Here is a 16173-nt window from a genome sequence, read left to right on the forward strand (position 1 = left end):
CGACACCGCGCCGCCCCGGCCGCCCCGATGGAGACGACGATGACCAAGCCCTACAACCGCCTCGACCTCGACCAGGCCGTCGTCCTGCTCGTCGACCACCAGGCCGGCCTGATGTCGCTGGTGCGCGACGTCGATCCCGACCGCTTCAAGAACAACGTGCTGGCGGTCGCCGACCTCGCCGCCTACTTCCAGCTGCCGACCATCCTCACCACCAGCTTCGAGGAGGGTCCGAACGGGCCGATCATGCCGGAGCTGAAGGCCAAGTTCCCGGACGCGCCGTTCATCGCCCGGCCCGGCCAGATCAACGCCTGGGACAATCCCGATTTCGTCGCCGCCGTGAAGGCCACGGGCCGCAAGCAGCTGGTCATCGCGGGCGTCGTCACCGAGGTCTGCGTCGCCTTCGTGGCCCTGTCGGCGGTGGCAGAAGGCTACGAGGTCTTCGCCGTCACGGATGCGTCGGGCACCTTCAACCCGGTGGTGCGGGACGGGGCCTGGAACCGGATGTCGGCGGCCGGCGTGCAGCTGGTGAACTGGTTCGCGGTCGCCTGCGAGCTGCACCGCGACTGGCGCCGCGACGTCGAGGGGCTGGCGACGCTGCTCGGCGACCACATCCCGGACTACCGCAACCTGATGACGAGCTACGCCGCGATGCAGGGCAAATCCGCCGCCTGATCGCCCCGCCCGCGACGGCTACTCCGCCGCCGCGGGCCTCCGCCGCCGCAGCAACCGCCCGTCGATCGCCACCAACCCTGAGCCGATCAGCGCCATGCCGAGGAGCTGGCGCGGCACCACCGGCTCGCCGAGCACCAGGGCGCCCAGCAGCAGCGCCGAGACCGGGATCAGGAAGGTGACCAGCATCAGGTTCGTCGCCCCCGCGCTCGCCAGCAGGCGAAAGAAGATCGCGTAGGCGAGCGCCGTCGAGAGCGCCGCGAGGCCGATGACCGCCGCGACCGCGGTCGCGGGGGGCGCGGGCAGCGTCCAGGGCCGGTCGACCGCGAGGGCGAGCGGCAGCAGGAGGACCGTCGCGGCAGTGACCTGGCCGGCGGCGGCGGAGAGCGGCGGGATGCCCATGCGCTTGAACCGCCGCCCGTAGATCCCGGCAAAGGCGTAGGAGAGCGCCGCGAGCAGCACCGCGCCTTGCGCCAGCGCCTCGCCCCCGAGCCCGGCGAGGACCGAAGGGCCGACCATCACGGCGACGCCCGCGAGGCCCGCCACGACGCCGGCGAGGCGGTTTCCCGTCAGGCGCTCGTCATCGGTGAGCCAGTGCGCGACCAGCACGCCGAAGAGCGGCGTGGTGGCGTTGAGGATCGCGGCGAGGCCGGAGGCGATCTGGGTCTGGCCCCAGGCGATGAGGCCGAACGGCACCGCGTTGTTGAGGAAGGCCGCGCCGAGAAAGGCGAGCCAGACCCGCCCGCCCCGCGGCATCGGGCTTCCCCGCACCCGGAGCACCAGGGCGAGGATCATGGCCGCGAGGCCGACGCGCAGGCTCACCAGGGTGAGGGGCGGCAGCGCATGGAGCGCGACGCCGACGAAGAAGAACGAGCCGCCCCACAGCACCGAGAGGACGAGGAGCAGACCCCATTCGGACGGGGTCATCGGGCGGTTGGCGGGCTGCATCGGGAATCGGGCTCTCTCGAGGAGGATGCCGCACCATGACCGCGGGGCGGCCCGGCGGCATCCCGTTCCTTGCGGCGCAATCCGCTCCTAATCGGTCCAGAACGGCTTCTCCGCCTCGCGCAGGGCATCGGCCCGCGACAGGCCGACATCCTTGAGCAGCCCGTCGGGGCAGCCCAGCAGGGCGCGGCGCTCGCGCCGGCGATCGGCCCACAATTCGAGCCGCTCGACCAGCGAGACGGGATTGCGCCGGCGCGGGGGCGCGAGGCGGATGGCGGGAACGAGGCGCAGGTTTCCTCGGCCAGCGACGAGGGTCGTCATGGCTCTCTCCGGGTGGAAGGTCGGGGCGACGTGGGGAGAGATTGCCTTTCGCGGGCCCGTGGAGCAAACCAGATCGCCTCGTCCGTTGCCCCAGGAAATCTGGGCCACGGGACATCGGGGTCACGTCCAGTGTGGATCGCGCCATGGCACTCGACCCGGGACCGCGCCGTCGCCTGCCGCCCTTGAACGCCGTGCGGGCGTTCGAGGCCGCCTCGCGCCACGCCACCTTCCACGAGGCCGGCGACGAACTCGGGGTCAGCGCCGGTGCGGTGGCGCAGCAGGTGAAGATCCTCGAGGGCTGGTTCGGCCTGTCCCTGTTCCGCCGCCTGCCGAGCCGGGGCGTCGCGCTGACGCCGGCGGGCCAGCGCTTCGCGGCGGCCGCGGGCGAGATGCTCGATCGCCTCGCCGAGGCCACCGCCCGGCTGCGGCGCCAGGGACAGGACCACGTGCTGACGGTCAGCACCACCCATTCCTTCGCCAGCCTGTGGCTGATCCCGCGCATCGGGAGCTTTCGCGCGCTCCATCCCGACCTCGACGTGCGGGTGGTGGCCAACAACCGCCTGGTGGATTTCGCCCGCGACGACGCGGACCTCGCGATCCGGCACGGGCGCGGGCGCTATCCGGGCCTGCGCTCGGACCTCCTGATGCACGACGTCGTCTTCCCGGTCTGCAGCCCGTCGCTTCGCGACGGCGACCCGCCGTTGCGCTCGACCGACGACCTCGCCCGCCACACGCTCCTGCACGACGACGACCCGATCGACCTCGAGGCGGTGGGCTGGCCGCAATGGCTCGCGGCGGCGGGGGTCGCGGGCGTCGACGCCTCGCGGGGCCCGCGCTTCACCCACACCTTCATGGTGCTGCAGGTCGCCACCGCCGGCGGCGGGGTCGGGCTCGCGACCCGGGTGCTCGGGGGCGACCTCGTCACCGGCACCGGCCTGGTGCGGCCGTTCCCCGACGAGGTGGCGAGCCCCTACAGCTTCTTCCTCGTCACCCCGACCGAGACCGACGCCCCGAAGGTCGCGCGCTTCCGCGACTGGATCACCGCGCAGGCGGAGGCGTGGCGCCGCTGAGGGACGGACCGGCCGCCTCGCCGGCCTCGGACCACGAGACGCCGCGCCCCTCGCCGAGCAGGATCCAGGCGCCGGGATCGGGCCGGCGCGGCCCCAGGCCGAGAAGGGCGAGGAGCCGGGAGAACCAGGACGACATGGGGGAACGCAGCTCCGCGAGGGTCGGGCGCGGCGCGCTCCGGTGAGGCCGGCATCGTGCCCGAGCGCGACCGCCCCCGCCATGATCGGGCGTCCCTCTTGCTTGACCGTGCGTCCACATCCGCCGCAAGGGCGGGCCTCACGCCCGCAAGACCGCGTGGGCGCTGAGGAAATCGACGAAGCAGCGGATGCGCGAGGACAGCCGCTCGTGCCCGGCATAGAGCGCGTGGATGTCCTCCGCGTCGCCGGGGCTGAACGCCTCGAGCACCGGCACGAGGCGGCCCGCCGCGATGTCCTCGTCGACGTGGAAGCGGGCGAGCCGGGCAAGGCCCGCACCGCCGAGCGCCATCATCCGCACCACCTCGCCGGAATTGCCGAAGAAGTTGCCGTGCACCGGCCGCTGCGACACCGCGCCGTCGATCAGGAACGGCCAGGTGTCGAGGGAGCGGCGGAAGCTGAAGGTGAGGCAGTTGTGGTCGACGAGCGCGTCCGGGTGGGCGGGCGCGCCGCATCGCGCGAGGTAGGCCGGGGCCGCCACCACCGCGAGGCGGCTGCGGCCCAGGAGCTTCGCGCGCAGGCGGGTGTCGCGCAGGGGACCGATGCGGATCGCCACGTCGGCCCGCGCCTCGACGAGGTCGACCACGTCGTCGGTGAGCGTCAGGTCCACCCGCATCCGCGGCTGCTGACCGAGGAAGCGCGGCAGCACCGGAAGGATCATCCGCTGGCCGAACGGCACCGAGACGTTGACGCGCAGGAGCCCGCTCGGCTGGGCCGCGTCGCGGCCGAACCCGTCCTCAATTGCGTCGAACTCGGCGATCAGCTCGCTCGCACGGGCGAGGTAGAGCTCGCCCTCCGGCGTCAGGGTCATCGCCCGGGTGGTGCGCCGGATCAGCCCGACCCCGAGCCGGGCCTCCAGCCGCGCCACCGCCCGGCTCACCGCCGAGGGCGTGCGCCGCAGCGCCTTGGCGGCGGCCGCGAAGCTGCCGCGGCGCGCCACCTGCACGAAGGCCTCCATCTCGCCGAGCCGGTTGTCCATGGCGCGCCCATTGTTGCGTCGGATGCACGATCATCGTGCCGGCGCGCGCGCTGGTCATCAATCGCCGGCATCGTCATCTCCCGGCTCATCCTCACCGGAGACCGCAAGCCATGGACCTCAAGCTCGGCGGCAAGACCGCCCTCGTCACCGGCGCCACCGCGGGCATCGGCCTTTCCATCGCCCGCCGCCTCGCGGCGGAAGGGGCGGAGGTGGTGCTGCCCGGCCGCAACCGGGCCAAGCTCGACGCGGCGGCGGAGGCGATCGCCGCCGAGGCGGGGGCACGGGCGCCCCGCACGGTGCTGGCCGATCCGGCGACCGCCGAGGGGGCGGCGGCGCTGGTCGCGGCGGTGCCCGAGGTCGACATCCTGGTCAACAACCTCGGCATCTACGAATCGAAGGCGTTCGAGGACATCACCGACGCCGACTGGCACCGGCTGTTCGAGGTCAACGTCGTCTCGGGCGCGCGCCTCGCCCAGGCGTATTTCCCGGGAATGCTCGCGCGCAATGCGGGGCGGATCGTGTTCGTGTCGAGCGAATCCGGCCTCGTGCCGCCACCCGACATGCTGCACTACGCGGTGTCGAAGACCGCGCAAGCAACCATCGCCCGGGGCCTGGCGCAACGCACCCGCGGCACCGGCGTGACGGTGAATTCCGTGCTGCCGGGCCCGACCCGCTCGGAGGGCATCGTGTCGACTTCCTCAGAAGCGTCGCCTCCGATCCCGACGCGCCGGTGGCGGAACTCGAGGCGGAGTTCTTCCGGGTCCACCGCCCGCTCTCGCTGCTCGCCCGGATGATCGAGCCCGACGAGATCGCCGGGCTGGTGGCCTACCTCGCGAGCCCGCTCGCGGCGGCGACCAACGGGGCGAGCCTCCGGGTCGAGGGCGGGATCGTGCCGACCATCGCGTGATTTCAGCGCGCCGCCCCCGCGCCCTGCGCGCCCGGACCGCCCAGCGACAGGCGCCGCCCGGCGGTCTCCTCCCCCGGCTCCTCCGCCCCGAGGAGCGCCATCGCGGCGCGGTAGCCGTGGAGCGTGCCGGTATCGACGTAGGCGCTGCCGGCGCGCAATCCGACCGCCCGGCCGCCGGCCGCGAGCCAGGCGTTGACGAGGGTGCCGATATACTCGTCGCGGCACTGGCGCTCCTGCCAGAGGGCGTTGAGCTCGGCGAGGATGCGGCCGGTGAGCTTGAAGGCGCCCCAGACCCAAGGAGAGGCGGCGTCCCGCCGCTTCACCTGGATCTCCCGCACGGCGTCTCCGTCGAGCACCACGGCATCGAACAGCTCCGGCCGCTCGACCGGAAAGAGCAGGAACGACAAGCCCTCCGCCGGCAGCCGCGCCAGCCCGTCGTCGGGGAACCACACCGTGTCGGGCAATCCCACCAGCACCGGCTCGTCGGGGGCGATCAGCGGCAGGGCGCGAAACAGCGCGTCGCACAGGCCCTCGGGGCGCGGCTGCACCACGTAGGCGATCGGGGCGGGGCCGTAGCCCGAGCCGTAATACTCGACGATGTCGGACTTGCCCGGGGCGATCACGAAGCAGATCTTGTCGGCCCCGGCCCGGATCATCCGCTCGACGACGTACTCGCTCACCGCGCAAGGGCGCTCGGCCCCGTCGCGCAGGCGGCTGCCGACCGGCAGCAATTCCTTGGAGAAGGCGAGCGGCTGGATGCGGCTGCCGCGCCCGGCGGCCGGAACGATGCCCCACATGCGGTCTCACGCCTCCATCGCCACGGGGATCCGGGCGGATTCGAGCAGGGCCTCCAGCTCCGCCGCCCGGCGGTCGGAGGTGTGGTCGCGCAAGGTGCGGGCGCGCCCGGCCTCGGCGATGCGGCGCAGGGCGGCGTCGCTCCGGTCGAGGGCGGCCAGCACGGCCTCCGACGTCTCGGCGATGAGGATCTCCTCGCCGGGCCGGTAGAAGGCGTCGAGCCCGTCGAAGGCGTCGCTGAGAACGGCGGCGCCGCAGGCGGAGGCCTCGAACAGGCGGCCGGACGGGCACCAGCCCATGGCCGCCATCGCCGCCCGGGTGACGTTGAGCGTCAGGCGCGAGGACGCGTAGAAGGCCGGGTGCTCCCGGGGGCCGAGGTGGCGCACGAAGAAGATGTTGTCGGTCCAGGGAAAGTCCTGCGGGTACTGCGCCCCGCCGATCAGGAAGCGCCGGTCCGGCCGGCGCCGCGCCGGCTCGACGAGGCAGGACACGACCTTGGCCTGCCGGTCCGCCGCGTAGGTGCCGAGATAGGAGAGGTCGGCGGCGTCATGGGCCTGCGCCGGCGCCGGCCGGTGCACCTCCGGGTCGACGTGGCCGTAGAGCGGCGCCACGCGGGCCGCGCCGAGGTCGTCGCGGAGCGCCGCGAGCGCCGGCCCGCCGGTGTAGCTGAGCACGAGGTCGAAGCCGCGGTACCCGTCCGGGCCGACGTAGTCCACCGCCTCGCCGCGGCGCAGGCGGTCGAGGGTCACCGGGGTGTCGAGGTCGTAGAACACGCCGAGCCCCGGGCCACCGAGGACGAGGTCGGTGGCGGCACGCGCGTCCGGGCAGTAGGAGGTGACAAACGCGGCGTCGGCCTCGGCCACGTCGCGGGCGGCATGGGCCCGGACCTCGTCCCAGTCGGCGTAGAGCACGAGGCGCCCGCTCGGGATCTCGGTCAGGTCGCGGTGGGGCGCGTAGAAGGGCTGGTCGCGCTCGTAGAACACCACGCTGTGCCCGCGCCGCGCGAGTGCCCGGCACAGGCCGCGCCACAGGGTGGCGTGGCCGTTGCCCCAGGACGAGCTGATCGTCAGGCCGAAGACCACGATCCTCATCGCGAGCCCCCGTCCCGCCGGCGCATCGCCGCCGCGTCTCTCCCCTCGTCCCGCATCCTGGTCCCTCCGGCGCCGGGAGAGAACGCGCCCCGTCTTGATCCGTTCAGGATCTAACATTGCGGTTCCGCGCCCGGTTTCGCGCGAAGCGTGGCGGGCGCCCGAACCTCCCGCAGGCTCGGCCGTTGAGGGAGAACAGCCCCCCGCCAGAAGGCCCCGTCCGGTTGCTCCGCGTCCTCACCTACAACGTGCGCCGCTGCCTCGGCGCCGACGGCCGGCTCAGCTCCGAGCGCATCGCCGCGGTGATCGCCGCCTGCCGGCCGGACGTGGTGGCCCTGCAGGAGCTCGATGTCGGGCGGGCCCGCAGCGGCGGGATCGACCAGGCGCAGGCCATCGCCGGCCATCTCGGGATGCGGTCGTACTTCCACCCGGCGATGCGGGTGATGGAGGAACTCTACGGCGACGCGATCCTGACCGCCCTCCCCTCCCGCCTGGTGCGGGCCGCCGCCCTGCCGGGCCGGGAGGGTCTCGAGCCCCGCGGCGCGCTCTGGGCGAGCGTGACCTCAGGCGACGCCGAGATCCAGGTCGTCACGACCCATCTCGGCCTCGACCGGCGCGAGCGGGAGGCGCAGGTCGAGGCGCTCCTCGGGCCCGGCTTCCTCGGCGATCCGGCCTGCCGCGATCCCGTCGTGCTGCTCGGCGACTTCAACGCCCTGCCGGGCTCGGGCGTCCACCGCCGCCTCGCCGCCCGGCTGCCGGACGCGCAACCGGCCCGCGCCTGGCTGCGGCCGACCTTCCCGGCCCGCCTGCCGCTCCTGCGCATCGACCACGTCTTCGTCAGCCGCGGCGTCGCGGTGCGGGGCGTGCGGACCCTCGGCGGCCGGCTCGCCCGGGCCGCCTCCGACCACCTCCCCCTCGTCGCCGACCTCGACCTCGCGCCGATCGTGGCGCCCGGGATCTCCGCGCCCGAAACCTCCCTGCCCCAAAGCTCCCTGCCCCAAAGCTCCCTGCCCCGAGAGGAACCCGCGTGACGCAAGGCCCCGAGACGCAAGGCCCGGAGACCGAGGAGCGAGAGCAGGAGAAATCCGCCCGCCGCCGGTGGTGGACCATCGTGGCCACGGTGCTCAGCGTCGGGTTGGGCGGCTACCTGCTCTACCGCACGCTCGCCGGCTACAGCCTGGACCAGCTGGTCGATTCGGTGCGGGCGCTGCCGGCGGGGCGGCTGGCCGCCGCCGGGGGCTTTGCCGCCGCGAGCTACCTGTGCCTCACCGGCATCGACTGGCTGGCCCTGCGCGCCGCCGGCACGCCCTTGCCCTATCCCCGCGTGGCGCTCGCCGCCTTCATCAGCCTCGGGCTCGGCCACAGCATCGGCTTCGCCGGCCTGAGCAGCGGGGCGATCCGCTACCGCTTCTACACCCGCTGGGGCCTCCACACCGCGGACGTCGCCAAGGCGGTGCTGTTCTGCGGCGTCACGGTGGCCGTCGGCCTGATGGCGCTCGGCGCCGTCGCGGTGCTGGTCCATCCCGACCTCGCCCGGGACGTGACGGGTCTGGGGACGGGCGCCGTGCGGGCGGCGGGCCTCGCCTGCGCGGGCGGCGTCGCGGCCTATCTCGGCCTCGCCGCCTGGTGGCGCAAGCCGCTCACCTTCCGGCGCTGGTCGATCGAGATGCCGCCGCTTCCGCTCGCGGCGGCGCAGGTGGGATTGGGCGCCGTCAACTTCGCCCTGGTCTCGGCCTGCCTGCATCAGGTGCTGTCGGCGGTCTCCGACGTCGGCTACCTCGCGGTGGCCTCGGTCTTCGTCATCGCCAACGCGGCGGTGCTGATCACCCACGTGCCCGGCGGCGTCGGGGTGATCGAGAGCGTGGTCGTGCACCTCCTGCCGAAGACCGACGTCATCGGCCCGCTGATCGCGTTCCGGTGCCTGTACTTCCTGGCCCCCCTGGCGCTCGGGCTGATCGCCTTCGCGGCGACGGAGGCGGTGTTCCGGTGGCGCGACGCGGGCGGGGCGGCGGCTACGCCGTCCCGAACGGCCGCTCCGGGTCGAGCAGCTCGGAGCTGACCAGCGGGTCGAGCAGGCCCTCCTCCTCCGGCACCTCGCAGACCCGCAGTGAGCGCGGCCCGCCCATGTGGCGCCGGATCGCCGCGATGAGCCCGTCCCGCGCGGTCGCCTCGGCGATCACGGCCGGGGCGACGCCGAGATGCTCGGCCACCAGCCGGTCGCGCAGGCCGCGCAAGGCGGCGCGCTCCTCGGGGTTGCGGGCCTCGACGGCGAGGTCGCACTCGGTGTCGAGGGCGACCGAGCGGTTGTTGAGGTTCGACGAGCCGATGCGCAGGAAGCGGTCGTCGATCAGGACCAGCTTGGCGTGGACCTCGATCTCGCAATCGCCCTCGCACTCCGCGCCCTCGGCCCCGCCCTCCTCGGGTCCCGGCACCACCGGGTAGGCGACGAACAGGCGCCCGAAGCGGTCGACGGCGCGCAACCGGCGCAGCACCCGGTCGCGCGGCGTGCCCATGGCGACGCGCTCGGTGAAGTTGTGCGAGCGGCGCGTCAGCACCACCACGATCTCCGGTCCCTGCTCCGCCGCGAGGTGGGCGGCGAGCGCGTCGGCGACGAAGGTCGCGGTGAGGTACTGCGCCTCGAGGTAGATCGTCTTCGTCGCCGCGGCCAGGGCCGCGGCGGTGAGCGCCGCCGCCTCCTCGACCGAGGGCTCGCCGCCCTGGAGCGGCATGGTGCGGGCGATGGCGACGGGCGCATCCGTGAGGAGCGGGGCGAGGTCCCGCGGCCAGACCGGGCTCGCGGCGGGGCCGACCGGCGCCAGCACCTCGCCGGTGGCGGCGCGCCAGCGCGCGCGCGCCAGATCCCCGAGCCGCTCCGCGGCCTCGCCGTCGACCGCCATCTGGAGGTCGTGGACCGGAGGATAGAGCTCGCCGTCGGGATTGGTGCGAAGGAAATCGCCCGCCGTGTGGGCCACCGTGTCCCAGCGCCCGACCGTCAGGTCGATGCCGCCGCAGAACGCGATCCGGTCGTCGATGCAGACGAGCTTCTGGTGGTGGGCGGCATAGAGCGGGTGGTGGGTGTCGAGGCGCAGGGTCACGCGCGGATGCGCCTCCCACTCGGCCCCGAACAGCAGCGGCAGCGCCGCGCCCGGCCCGTGCACGGTGGCCGCACTCCAGACCAGCACCCGCACCTCGAGACCGGGGCGCCGCGCCGCGAGGTCGCGCAGGAGCGGCCCCAGGGGCGGCGACTCCTCCGGGCTCGCGTCGTGGCGCAGGCGGATGCGCCCGTCGAAGTCCCAGCCGACGATCAGGATCGAGGTTTGCGCCTGGCGCAACGCGTCCTCCAGCCGGGCGAAGTACTCGGCGGAGTCGATCATCACCGCGACCCGCCCGGCCCGCGCCACGCACCAGCAGGTGCGGCCGGGCTCGAACAGGGTCTCGGTCTCGTCGCGCGCGGGTTCGGTGGTCATGGAGCGCCAGGATCCTCCTGTCGGCGGCCGGGGGACGGGGCCGGAACGGCGGGCGGACCCGTCCGTTCCACGGCTCGGCCGTGACGCCGGGATTTGCGTCCCGGCGCCGGACACCTACCTTGGCTTCCATGACGCCGTGAAGCCGGGTTCTCCGTCGACGGCCGGAAACCTGCCATCCTCCGGGCAGGACGCCTTGCGCCTGCGGCCGCGCCCCGATCCTGCCCGCCCGGCGGCGCTCGATCGACGCCTCGCGACGGATCCGGGCCGGGGCGAGATGACGACGGGGGGCGTCGGCTCGGGGACGAGCGCTCGGCCGGCCCCGCTAGAGCCGGAAATCCTCGCCGAGGTAGAGCCGGCGCACGTCCTCGTTCGCCACGATCTCGTCGGGGGTGCCCTCGGTGAGGATGCGGCCCGAATGGACGATGTAGGCCCGGTCGATCAAGCCGAGCGTCTCGCGCACGTTGTGGTCGGTGATGAGCACGCCGATGCCGCGGCCCTTGAGGTGCATCACCAGTTCCTGGATGTCCCCGACCGCGATCGGGTCGATGCCCGCGAAGGGCTCGTCGAGCAGCATGAAGGACGGCGAGGAGGCGAGCGCGCGGGCGATCTCGCAGCGCCGCCGCTCGCCGCCCGAGAGCGCGATCGAGGGCGACTTGCGCAGGCGGGTGATGTTGAACTCGTCGAGGAGCGAGTCGAGCTTGCGCTCGCGGGCCTTGCGGTCGGGCTCGACCACCTCGAGCACCGCCCGGATGTTGTCCTCGACGTTGAGGCCGCGGAAGATCGAGGCCTCCTGCGGCAGGTAGCCGATGCCGAGGCGCGCCCGCTGGTACATCGGCAGGCGGGTGATCTCCTGCCCGTCGAGGCTGATCGTGCCGCGATCGGCCGAGACGAGGCCGGTGATCATGTAGAAGATCGTGGTCTTGCCGGCCCCGTTCGGGCCCAGCAGGCCGACCGCCTCGCCGTTGCGCACGGTCAGGCCGGCATCGTGCACCACGGTGCGGGCGCCGTAGCTCTTCTTGAGGCCCGCCACCGCCAGGATGCCGGGCCCGCCGAAGCCGTCGGCGGCGCCGTCGCCCTCGAGGGCGAGGGCCGGCGGCGCCCGGCGCCCGCGGCCGAACAGGCGCCCGAGGCGCGAGGCGGCGGGCATCGCGTGCGGGATCGCGTGAGCGTGCAGCGGCAGGGCGGAAGGAGGGGTCACGGGCACTCTCGCGAAGGATGCCGGCGAAGGATGCCGGCGCCCCGCCGCGCCGGCCTTTCCGCCCCAGGCGGCCGTGCGGCGGGTGAACGGCGCCGGTTTAGCCGAAGCCGGGGCCTTGCCGCAACGCGCCCCGCGCGCCCGCGGGTGTTCTGGAACACGCAGCCGCACTGCGTTTACAAAGGCGCACGATCCCTCCCGCCCGGACGGCCCGATGCTCTCGCTCCTCGACCTCTGCGCCCGAATCGATTCCGGCCGCCTGACGCCCGACGGGGCGGTCGGCCTCGTGCGCGCGGCGATCGCGGCGCGCGAGCCGGAGGTCGGTGCGCTCGTCTGCGTCGATCCCGCGCCGGCGGTCCCGGCGCGGGGGCCGCTCGCGGGCATCGCGGTCGGGATCAAGGACATCATCGACACCGCCGACCTGCCGACGCGGATGGGCTCCGCCCTCTACGAGACCTGGCGCCCGCGCGCCGACGCGCCGGTGGTGGCGCGGCTCAAGAGCCTCGGCGCGGTGCCGCTCGCCAAGACCACCACCACGCCCTTCGCCTTCCTCGACCCGACCGCGACCCGCAATCCCAGCAATCCCGGCCACACGCCCGGCGGCTCCTCCGCCGGCTCGGCCGCCGCGGTGGCGGCCGGGATGCTGCCGCTCGCGCTCGGCACCCAGACGGGGGGCTCGGTGATCCGCCCGGCGGCGTTCTGCGGCGTCGTCGGGGTCAAGCCGTCGTTCCGGCTGCTGCCGACGGTGGGGGTGAAGTGCTATTCCTGGGCCCTCGACACGCTCGGCCTGTTCGCGGCGAGCGTCGCGGACGCCGCCCACGCGCTGGCGCTGCTGGCCGACCGGCCGGCCATCGCGCGCGAGGGCGATCCGGGCGCGCTCCGCATCGGGATCGTGCGCCAGGATTTCTGCGCCGCCCCCGACCCGGAGGCGGAGGCGGCGCTCGTCCGGGCGGCGGCGGCGGCCGAGCGGGCCGGCGCGAGCGTGCGCGACGTCGCCCTCCCGGACCGGTTCGGCGAGGCGTTCGCGGCGCACGGCACGATCCAGGACTACGAGGCGCGCCAGGCGCTGGCCTGGGAATACGCCAACCACCGGAACGCCCTGCCGCCGCGCCTGCGCGCCGCCCTCGACGCGGCGCAAGGGATCGAGACCGCGGCCTACGATTCGGCCCGCCGCACCGCCCACCACGCCCGCCGCGGCCTGAAGGACGTCTTCTCCGGGGACGGCCTCGACGTGATCCTGACCTACGCGGCTCCCGGCGCGGCGCCGTCGGGCCTCGACCAGACCGGGGATTCCCGCTTCAACCGGCTCTGGACCCTGATGGGCGTGCCCTGCGTCACCCTGCCGGTCGACCGCACCGGGGCCGGCCTGCCGGTCGGCGTCCAGGTGATCGCGCGGTTCGGCGACGACGGCCGGGCGCTGGCGGCGGCGGGGCTGATCGAACGGGCGCTGCGGGGCTAGACCGCGTTCAGGCAGCCTCGGGGCGGCGGCTCCCCACCGCCTCCAGCTTCCCCACCGGGCAGGGCCGGCCGAACAGGTAGCCCTGCAACTCGTCGCAGCCGAAGGCGCGCAGGAGCGCGGCCTGGGCCTCGGTCTCGACGCCCTCCGCCAGCACGATCATGCCGAGCGCCTTGCCGAGGCCGACGGTGGCGCGGACGATCTCGCTGCCGGCCTCTTGGCTGGCCTGTCGGCTGGCCTGTTGGCCATCCTCCTGGCCATCCTCCTGGCCGACCGCCTGGCCGACCGCCTGGCCGAGGCTCGCCACGAAGCAGCGGTCGATCTTGATCTTGTCGAAGGGGAAGCGGCGCAGGTAGCTCAGGGACGAGTAGCCGGTGCCGAAATCGTCCATCGCGGTGCTGACGCCGAGCGCGCGCAGGCGATGCAGGATCGCCAGCGTGGCCTCGTCGTCCTGGAGCAGCACCGATTCGGTGATCTCGAGCTCGAGCCGCCGGGGCGGCAGGCCGCTCGCCGCGAGCGCCCCCGCCACCTCCTCGACGAGGGCGTCGCCGACGAACTGCGCCGGCGAGAGGTTCACCGCGACCGTGATCCCGTCCGGCCAGGCGGCGGCGTCGGCGCAGGCCCGGCCGAGCGCCCAGGCGCCGAGCTGGCGGATCTGCCCGGTCGCCTCGGCGATCGGGATGAACTCGGCCGGGCTGACGAAGCCCTCGCGCGGGTGGCGCCAGCGCAGCAGCGCCTCGTAGGCCCGCACCCCCGCGCCGTCGGCGGCGACGATCGGCTGGTAGTGCAGCTCGAGCTGCCCCGCCGCGAGGGCGCCGCGCAGGTCGGCGCCGAGCTGCCGGCGCCGCTGCAGGTCGGCGTCCATCGCCGGGTCGAAGAGGCACCAGCCGTTCCGCCCCGAGGCCTTGGCCTGGTAGAGCGCGACGTCGGCCCGGCGCAGGAGCTCCGCGGTCGTGGCGTCGGGGCCGTCCGTCGTCGCGAGCCCGACCGAGGTGCCGATGCCGACCTCGTGACCCTGGACCTCGAACGGCAGCCGCAGGAGCCGCACGACGTGCTCGGCGAGCGCGGCGACGCCGGCCGGATGCGCGGGGGCGCAGCGCATGATCGCGAACTCGTCGCCGCCGAGCCGCCCGACGAGGGCGGTGGTGCCGACCGCCTCCCGCAGGCGCCGCGCCACGAGGCGCAGCAACTCGTCGCCGACCGGGTGGCCGTAGGTGTCGTTGACGTCCTTGAAGCCGTCGAGGTCGAGGCAGAGCACGCTCACCGCCTCGTCGCCCTCGCGCCCCGCCAGCGCCGCGTCGAGGCGCTCCTGGAGCTGGGCGCGGTTCGGCAGGCCGGTCAGGCCGTCATGGCCGGCCATGTGGGCGATGCGCGCCTCGCTGCGGCGGCGCTCGGTCACGTCCTCGTGGGTGCAGATCCAGCCGCCGCCCGGGATCGGCACGTGCACCACCGCGATGGCGCGTCCGTCGGCGAGGTCGCAGGTGAAGCTCGCCGGGGCGCGCCCGGCGGCGATGCGGGTGCAGGCCGCCACCAGCATGTCCGCCCGGGTCCCGTCCGCGCCCAGATGGGCGAGCAGCGCGGCGACCGGGGTGCCCCGGCGGCGCAGGGGATCCGGCACCGCGTGCATCTGCGCGTAGCGCGCGTTCATCACGATCAGCCGGTCGTCGCCGTCGAACAGGCACAGGCCCTGGGTCATGTGGTCGAGGGCGGTGCCGAACTGGGCGTGCTGGGCGCTCAGTTCCCGCTCGCCCCGCTCCCGCGCCTCGGCCGCGGCCCGGGCGGCCTCGGCCTCGGCGAGCCGGGCCAGGGCCCGGGCCTGGCGCAGGGCGAGGAGGACCAGCCCGGCGAGGCCGAGATCGAGGAGCAGCGCGGCCGCGCCGATGAGCCACGCCTGCTGGCGCCAGGCGGCGAGGCTCGCCTCGGCGGTGCGGCTGACGCTGACGATCAGGGGATAGCGCGCGAGCGCCCGGGTGCCGACGATCCGGTCGTACCCGTCGATCGGGCTGACGGTCCGGATCACCCCGCCGGCCGGCTGGGTGAGGGCGATCCGCAGGGCCGCGGCGCTCGCGAAGGCCTGCCCGACGCTGCCGTCGCGCCGGGGATGGCGGACGAGGAGCGTGCCGTCGTCCCGGAAGATCGAGACCACGTAGTCGGGGGCCGGCGCGATCGCCGCGTAGAGCCGCTCGAAGTAGCCGAGCTCGACCGCGCCGAGCACCAGGCCCAGGAAGGCGCCGTCCGGCGCGCGCACCTTGCGGGCGATGTAGATCGTCCAGGCGCCGTCGCCGCGGTTCCGCACCGGCTGGCCGATGTAGCGCTCGAGGGCGGCATCGGCCGCCAGGGCCTTGAAGTAGTCCCGGTCGGCGATGTTGACCGTCGGGATCGGCCAGTAGCGGCTGAAGTTCAGGAGGGCGCCGTTCCGGTCGATCACCGTGACGGCGTTCAGCTGCGGCAGGGCGGCGATCCGCGTCTTCAGCGCCTCGTGCAGCGCGGGCCTGCCGGCGAGCGCGGCGTAATCCGCCTCGCGGGCGATCCCGGCGCTGCGGAACTCGCCGATCACCGTGTCCTGGACCAGCTCGATCGCCTGCAGCGCCCGGTCGGCCTGGTCGGCGAGCACGGTCGACAGCCCGACGAGGCCGCGCTCGATCTCCGCGACCGCGTGGGCGTGCAGGCCGTGCACGAGCAGCCCGGCGCCGATCGCGATCGACGCCGCCAGGAGGCCGGCGGACACGGCGATCGCCCGGAAGGAGCGGCCGCGCGGGGGCGCGCACGGCTGGGAGATCTTGGTCGTCGGGCTCACAGCTCTCGTCTGGTCGATGCGAACACGGAATTCGACCGTACCTGCGCCACGAGGCTTAAGAAGCGATGAACTCGCCGGCCCGTCCGCCGCTTCTCGCGAGCATGTCCCCAATATAGGGGCCGGCGCCGATGTCGAGGGTTGCGGAAACTCTACCGGACCGCTCGCCCCGGACGGCGCAGGCACGGAGTCGTCGGATGGTTTGATGCGGGCGAATACAGTGCGGTGGGGTCTCACGCCGCGGTTTCATCGGCGCCGAGGGCGGCGCATGCCAGACCTCGGTCCCGCTCCCGGA

The 16173-nt window shown here is 74.3% G+C and carries 14 protein-coding genes and 1 pseudogene; 6 read left to right on the forward strand and 9 right to left on the reverse strand.

What is annotated here, in order from left to right:
* The first annotated feature begins 39 nt into the window (after positions 1 to 39).
* Positions 40 to 672, forward strand: a complete 633-nt coding sequence (ycaC, locus tag DK419_RS19725) for an isochorismate family cysteine hydrolase YcaC (RefSeq protein ID WP_109962391.1) — start codon at positions 40 to 42, stop codon at positions 670 to 672.
* Between the two features lie 18 nt (positions 673 to 690).
* On the opposite strand, the gene DK419_RS19730 is transcribed toward ycaC, so the two are convergent.
* Together DK419_RS19730 and DK419_RS19735 are read right to left on the reverse strand one after the other, a co-directional pair.
* Positions 691 to 1617 carry a DMT family transporter gene (locus DK419_RS19730; protein ID WP_109960592.1) on the reverse strand — a complete coding sequence of 309 codons (927 nt, stop codon included), beginning with the start codon at positions 1615 to 1617 and terminating at the stop codon, positions 691 to 693.
* 87 nt (positions 1618 to 1704) lie between these two features.
* Positions 1705 to 1935 carry a DUF1127 domain-containing protein gene (locus DK419_RS19735; protein WP_109960593.1) on the reverse strand — a complete coding sequence of 77 codons (231 nt, stop codon included), beginning with the start codon at positions 1933 to 1935 and terminating at the stop codon, positions 1705 to 1707.
* 143 nt (positions 1936 to 2078) lie between these two features.
* Here DK419_RS19735 and gcvA point away from each other — a divergent pair, with 143 nt between their 5' ends.
* Positions 2079 to 3005, forward strand: a complete 927-nt coding sequence (gene gcvA, locus DK419_RS19740) for a transcriptional regulator GcvA (protein WP_109960594.1) — start codon at positions 2079 to 2081, stop codon at positions 3003 to 3005.
* Here the strand turns inward: gcvA and DK419_RS28750 are convergent.
* Both DK419_RS28750 and DK419_RS19745 read right to left on the reverse strand, forming a co-directional pair.
* On the reverse strand, positions 2974 to 3141 hold the full coding sequence (locus DK419_RS28750) for a hypothetical protein (protein WP_162561313.1): 168 nt from the start codon (positions 3139 to 3141) through the stop codon (positions 2974 to 2976). The genes gcvA and DK419_RS28750 overlap by 32 nt on opposite strands.
* A 138-nt stretch (positions 3142 to 3279) precedes the next feature.
* Positions 3280 to 4176 carry a LysR family transcriptional regulator gene (locus DK419_RS19745; RefSeq protein ID WP_109960595.1) on the reverse strand — a complete coding sequence of 299 codons (897 nt, stop codon included), beginning with the start codon at positions 4174 to 4176 and terminating at the stop codon, positions 3280 to 3282.
* Between the two features lie 110 nt (positions 4177 to 4286).
* Here DK419_RS19745 and DK419_RS19750 point away from each other — a divergent pair.
* Positions 4287 to 5083: pseudogene (locus DK419_RS19750) on the forward strand (SDR family NAD(P)-dependent oxidoreductase).
* Positions 5084 to 5085: 2 nt separating this feature from the next.
* Here the strand turns inward: DK419_RS19750 and DK419_RS19755 are convergent.
* Entirely contained in the window at positions 5086 to 5880 is a 795-nt protein-coding gene (locus tag DK419_RS19755; RefSeq protein WP_109960596.1) for a nucleotidyltransferase family protein, read from the reverse strand.
* 6 nt (positions 5881 to 5886) lie between these two features.
* Entirely contained in the window at positions 5887 to 6969 is a 1083-nt protein-coding gene (locus DK419_RS19760; protein ID WP_109960597.1) for a CgeB family protein, read from the reverse strand.
* Positions 6970 to 7190: 221 nt separating this feature from the next.
* On the opposite strand from DK419_RS19760, the gene DK419_RS19765 reads away from it, so the two are divergent.
* On the forward strand, positions 7191 to 7997 hold the full coding sequence (locus DK419_RS19765; RefSeq protein WP_109960598.1) for an endonuclease/exonuclease/phosphatase family protein: 807 nt from the start codon (positions 7191 to 7193) through the stop codon (positions 7995 to 7997).
* Positions 7998 to 8074: 77 nt separating this feature from the next.
* Positions 8075 to 9025, forward strand: a complete 951-nt coding sequence (locus tag DK419_RS19770; protein WP_425352677.1) for a lysylphosphatidylglycerol synthase transmembrane domain-containing protein — start codon at positions 8075 to 8077, stop codon at positions 9023 to 9025.
* Here DK419_RS19770 and DK419_RS19775 read toward each other — a convergent pair.
* Positions 8979 to 10433, reverse strand: a complete 1455-nt coding sequence (locus tag DK419_RS19775) for a phospholipase D-like domain-containing protein (RefSeq protein ID WP_109960600.1) — start codon at positions 10431 to 10433, stop codon at positions 8979 to 8981. The two genes, DK419_RS19770 and DK419_RS19775, sit on opposite strands and share 47 nt — an antisense overlap.
* Positions 10434 to 10755: 322 nt before the next feature.
* Entirely contained in the window at positions 10756 to 11580 is an 825-nt protein-coding gene (gene lptB, locus DK419_RS19780) for an LPS export ABC transporter ATP-binding protein (protein WP_208642372.1), read from the reverse strand.
* A 262-nt stretch (positions 11581 to 11842) separates the two neighbouring features.
* Between lptB and DK419_RS19785 the strand changes: the two genes are divergently transcribed.
* Positions 11843 to 13087, forward strand: coding sequence for an amidase (locus DK419_RS19785; RefSeq protein ID WP_109960602.1), 1245 nt, complete (start codon positions 11843 to 11845; stop codon positions 13085 to 13087).
* A gap of 7 nt (positions 13088 to 13094) precedes the next feature.
* Here DK419_RS19785 and DK419_RS19790 read toward each other — a convergent pair whose 3' ends face one another.
* Positions 13095 to 15812, reverse strand: coding sequence for a bifunctional diguanylate cyclase/phosphodiesterase (locus DK419_RS19790; RefSeq protein ID WP_245442568.1), 2718 nt, complete (start codon positions 15810 to 15812; stop codon positions 13095 to 13097).
* Between the last annotated feature and the right edge of the window lie 361 nt (positions 15813 to 16173).

The organism is Methylobacterium terrae (genome assembly GCF_003173755.1).
GTDB lineage: Bacteria > Pseudomonadota > Alphaproteobacteria > Rhizobiales > Beijerinckiaceae > Methylobacterium > Methylobacterium terrae.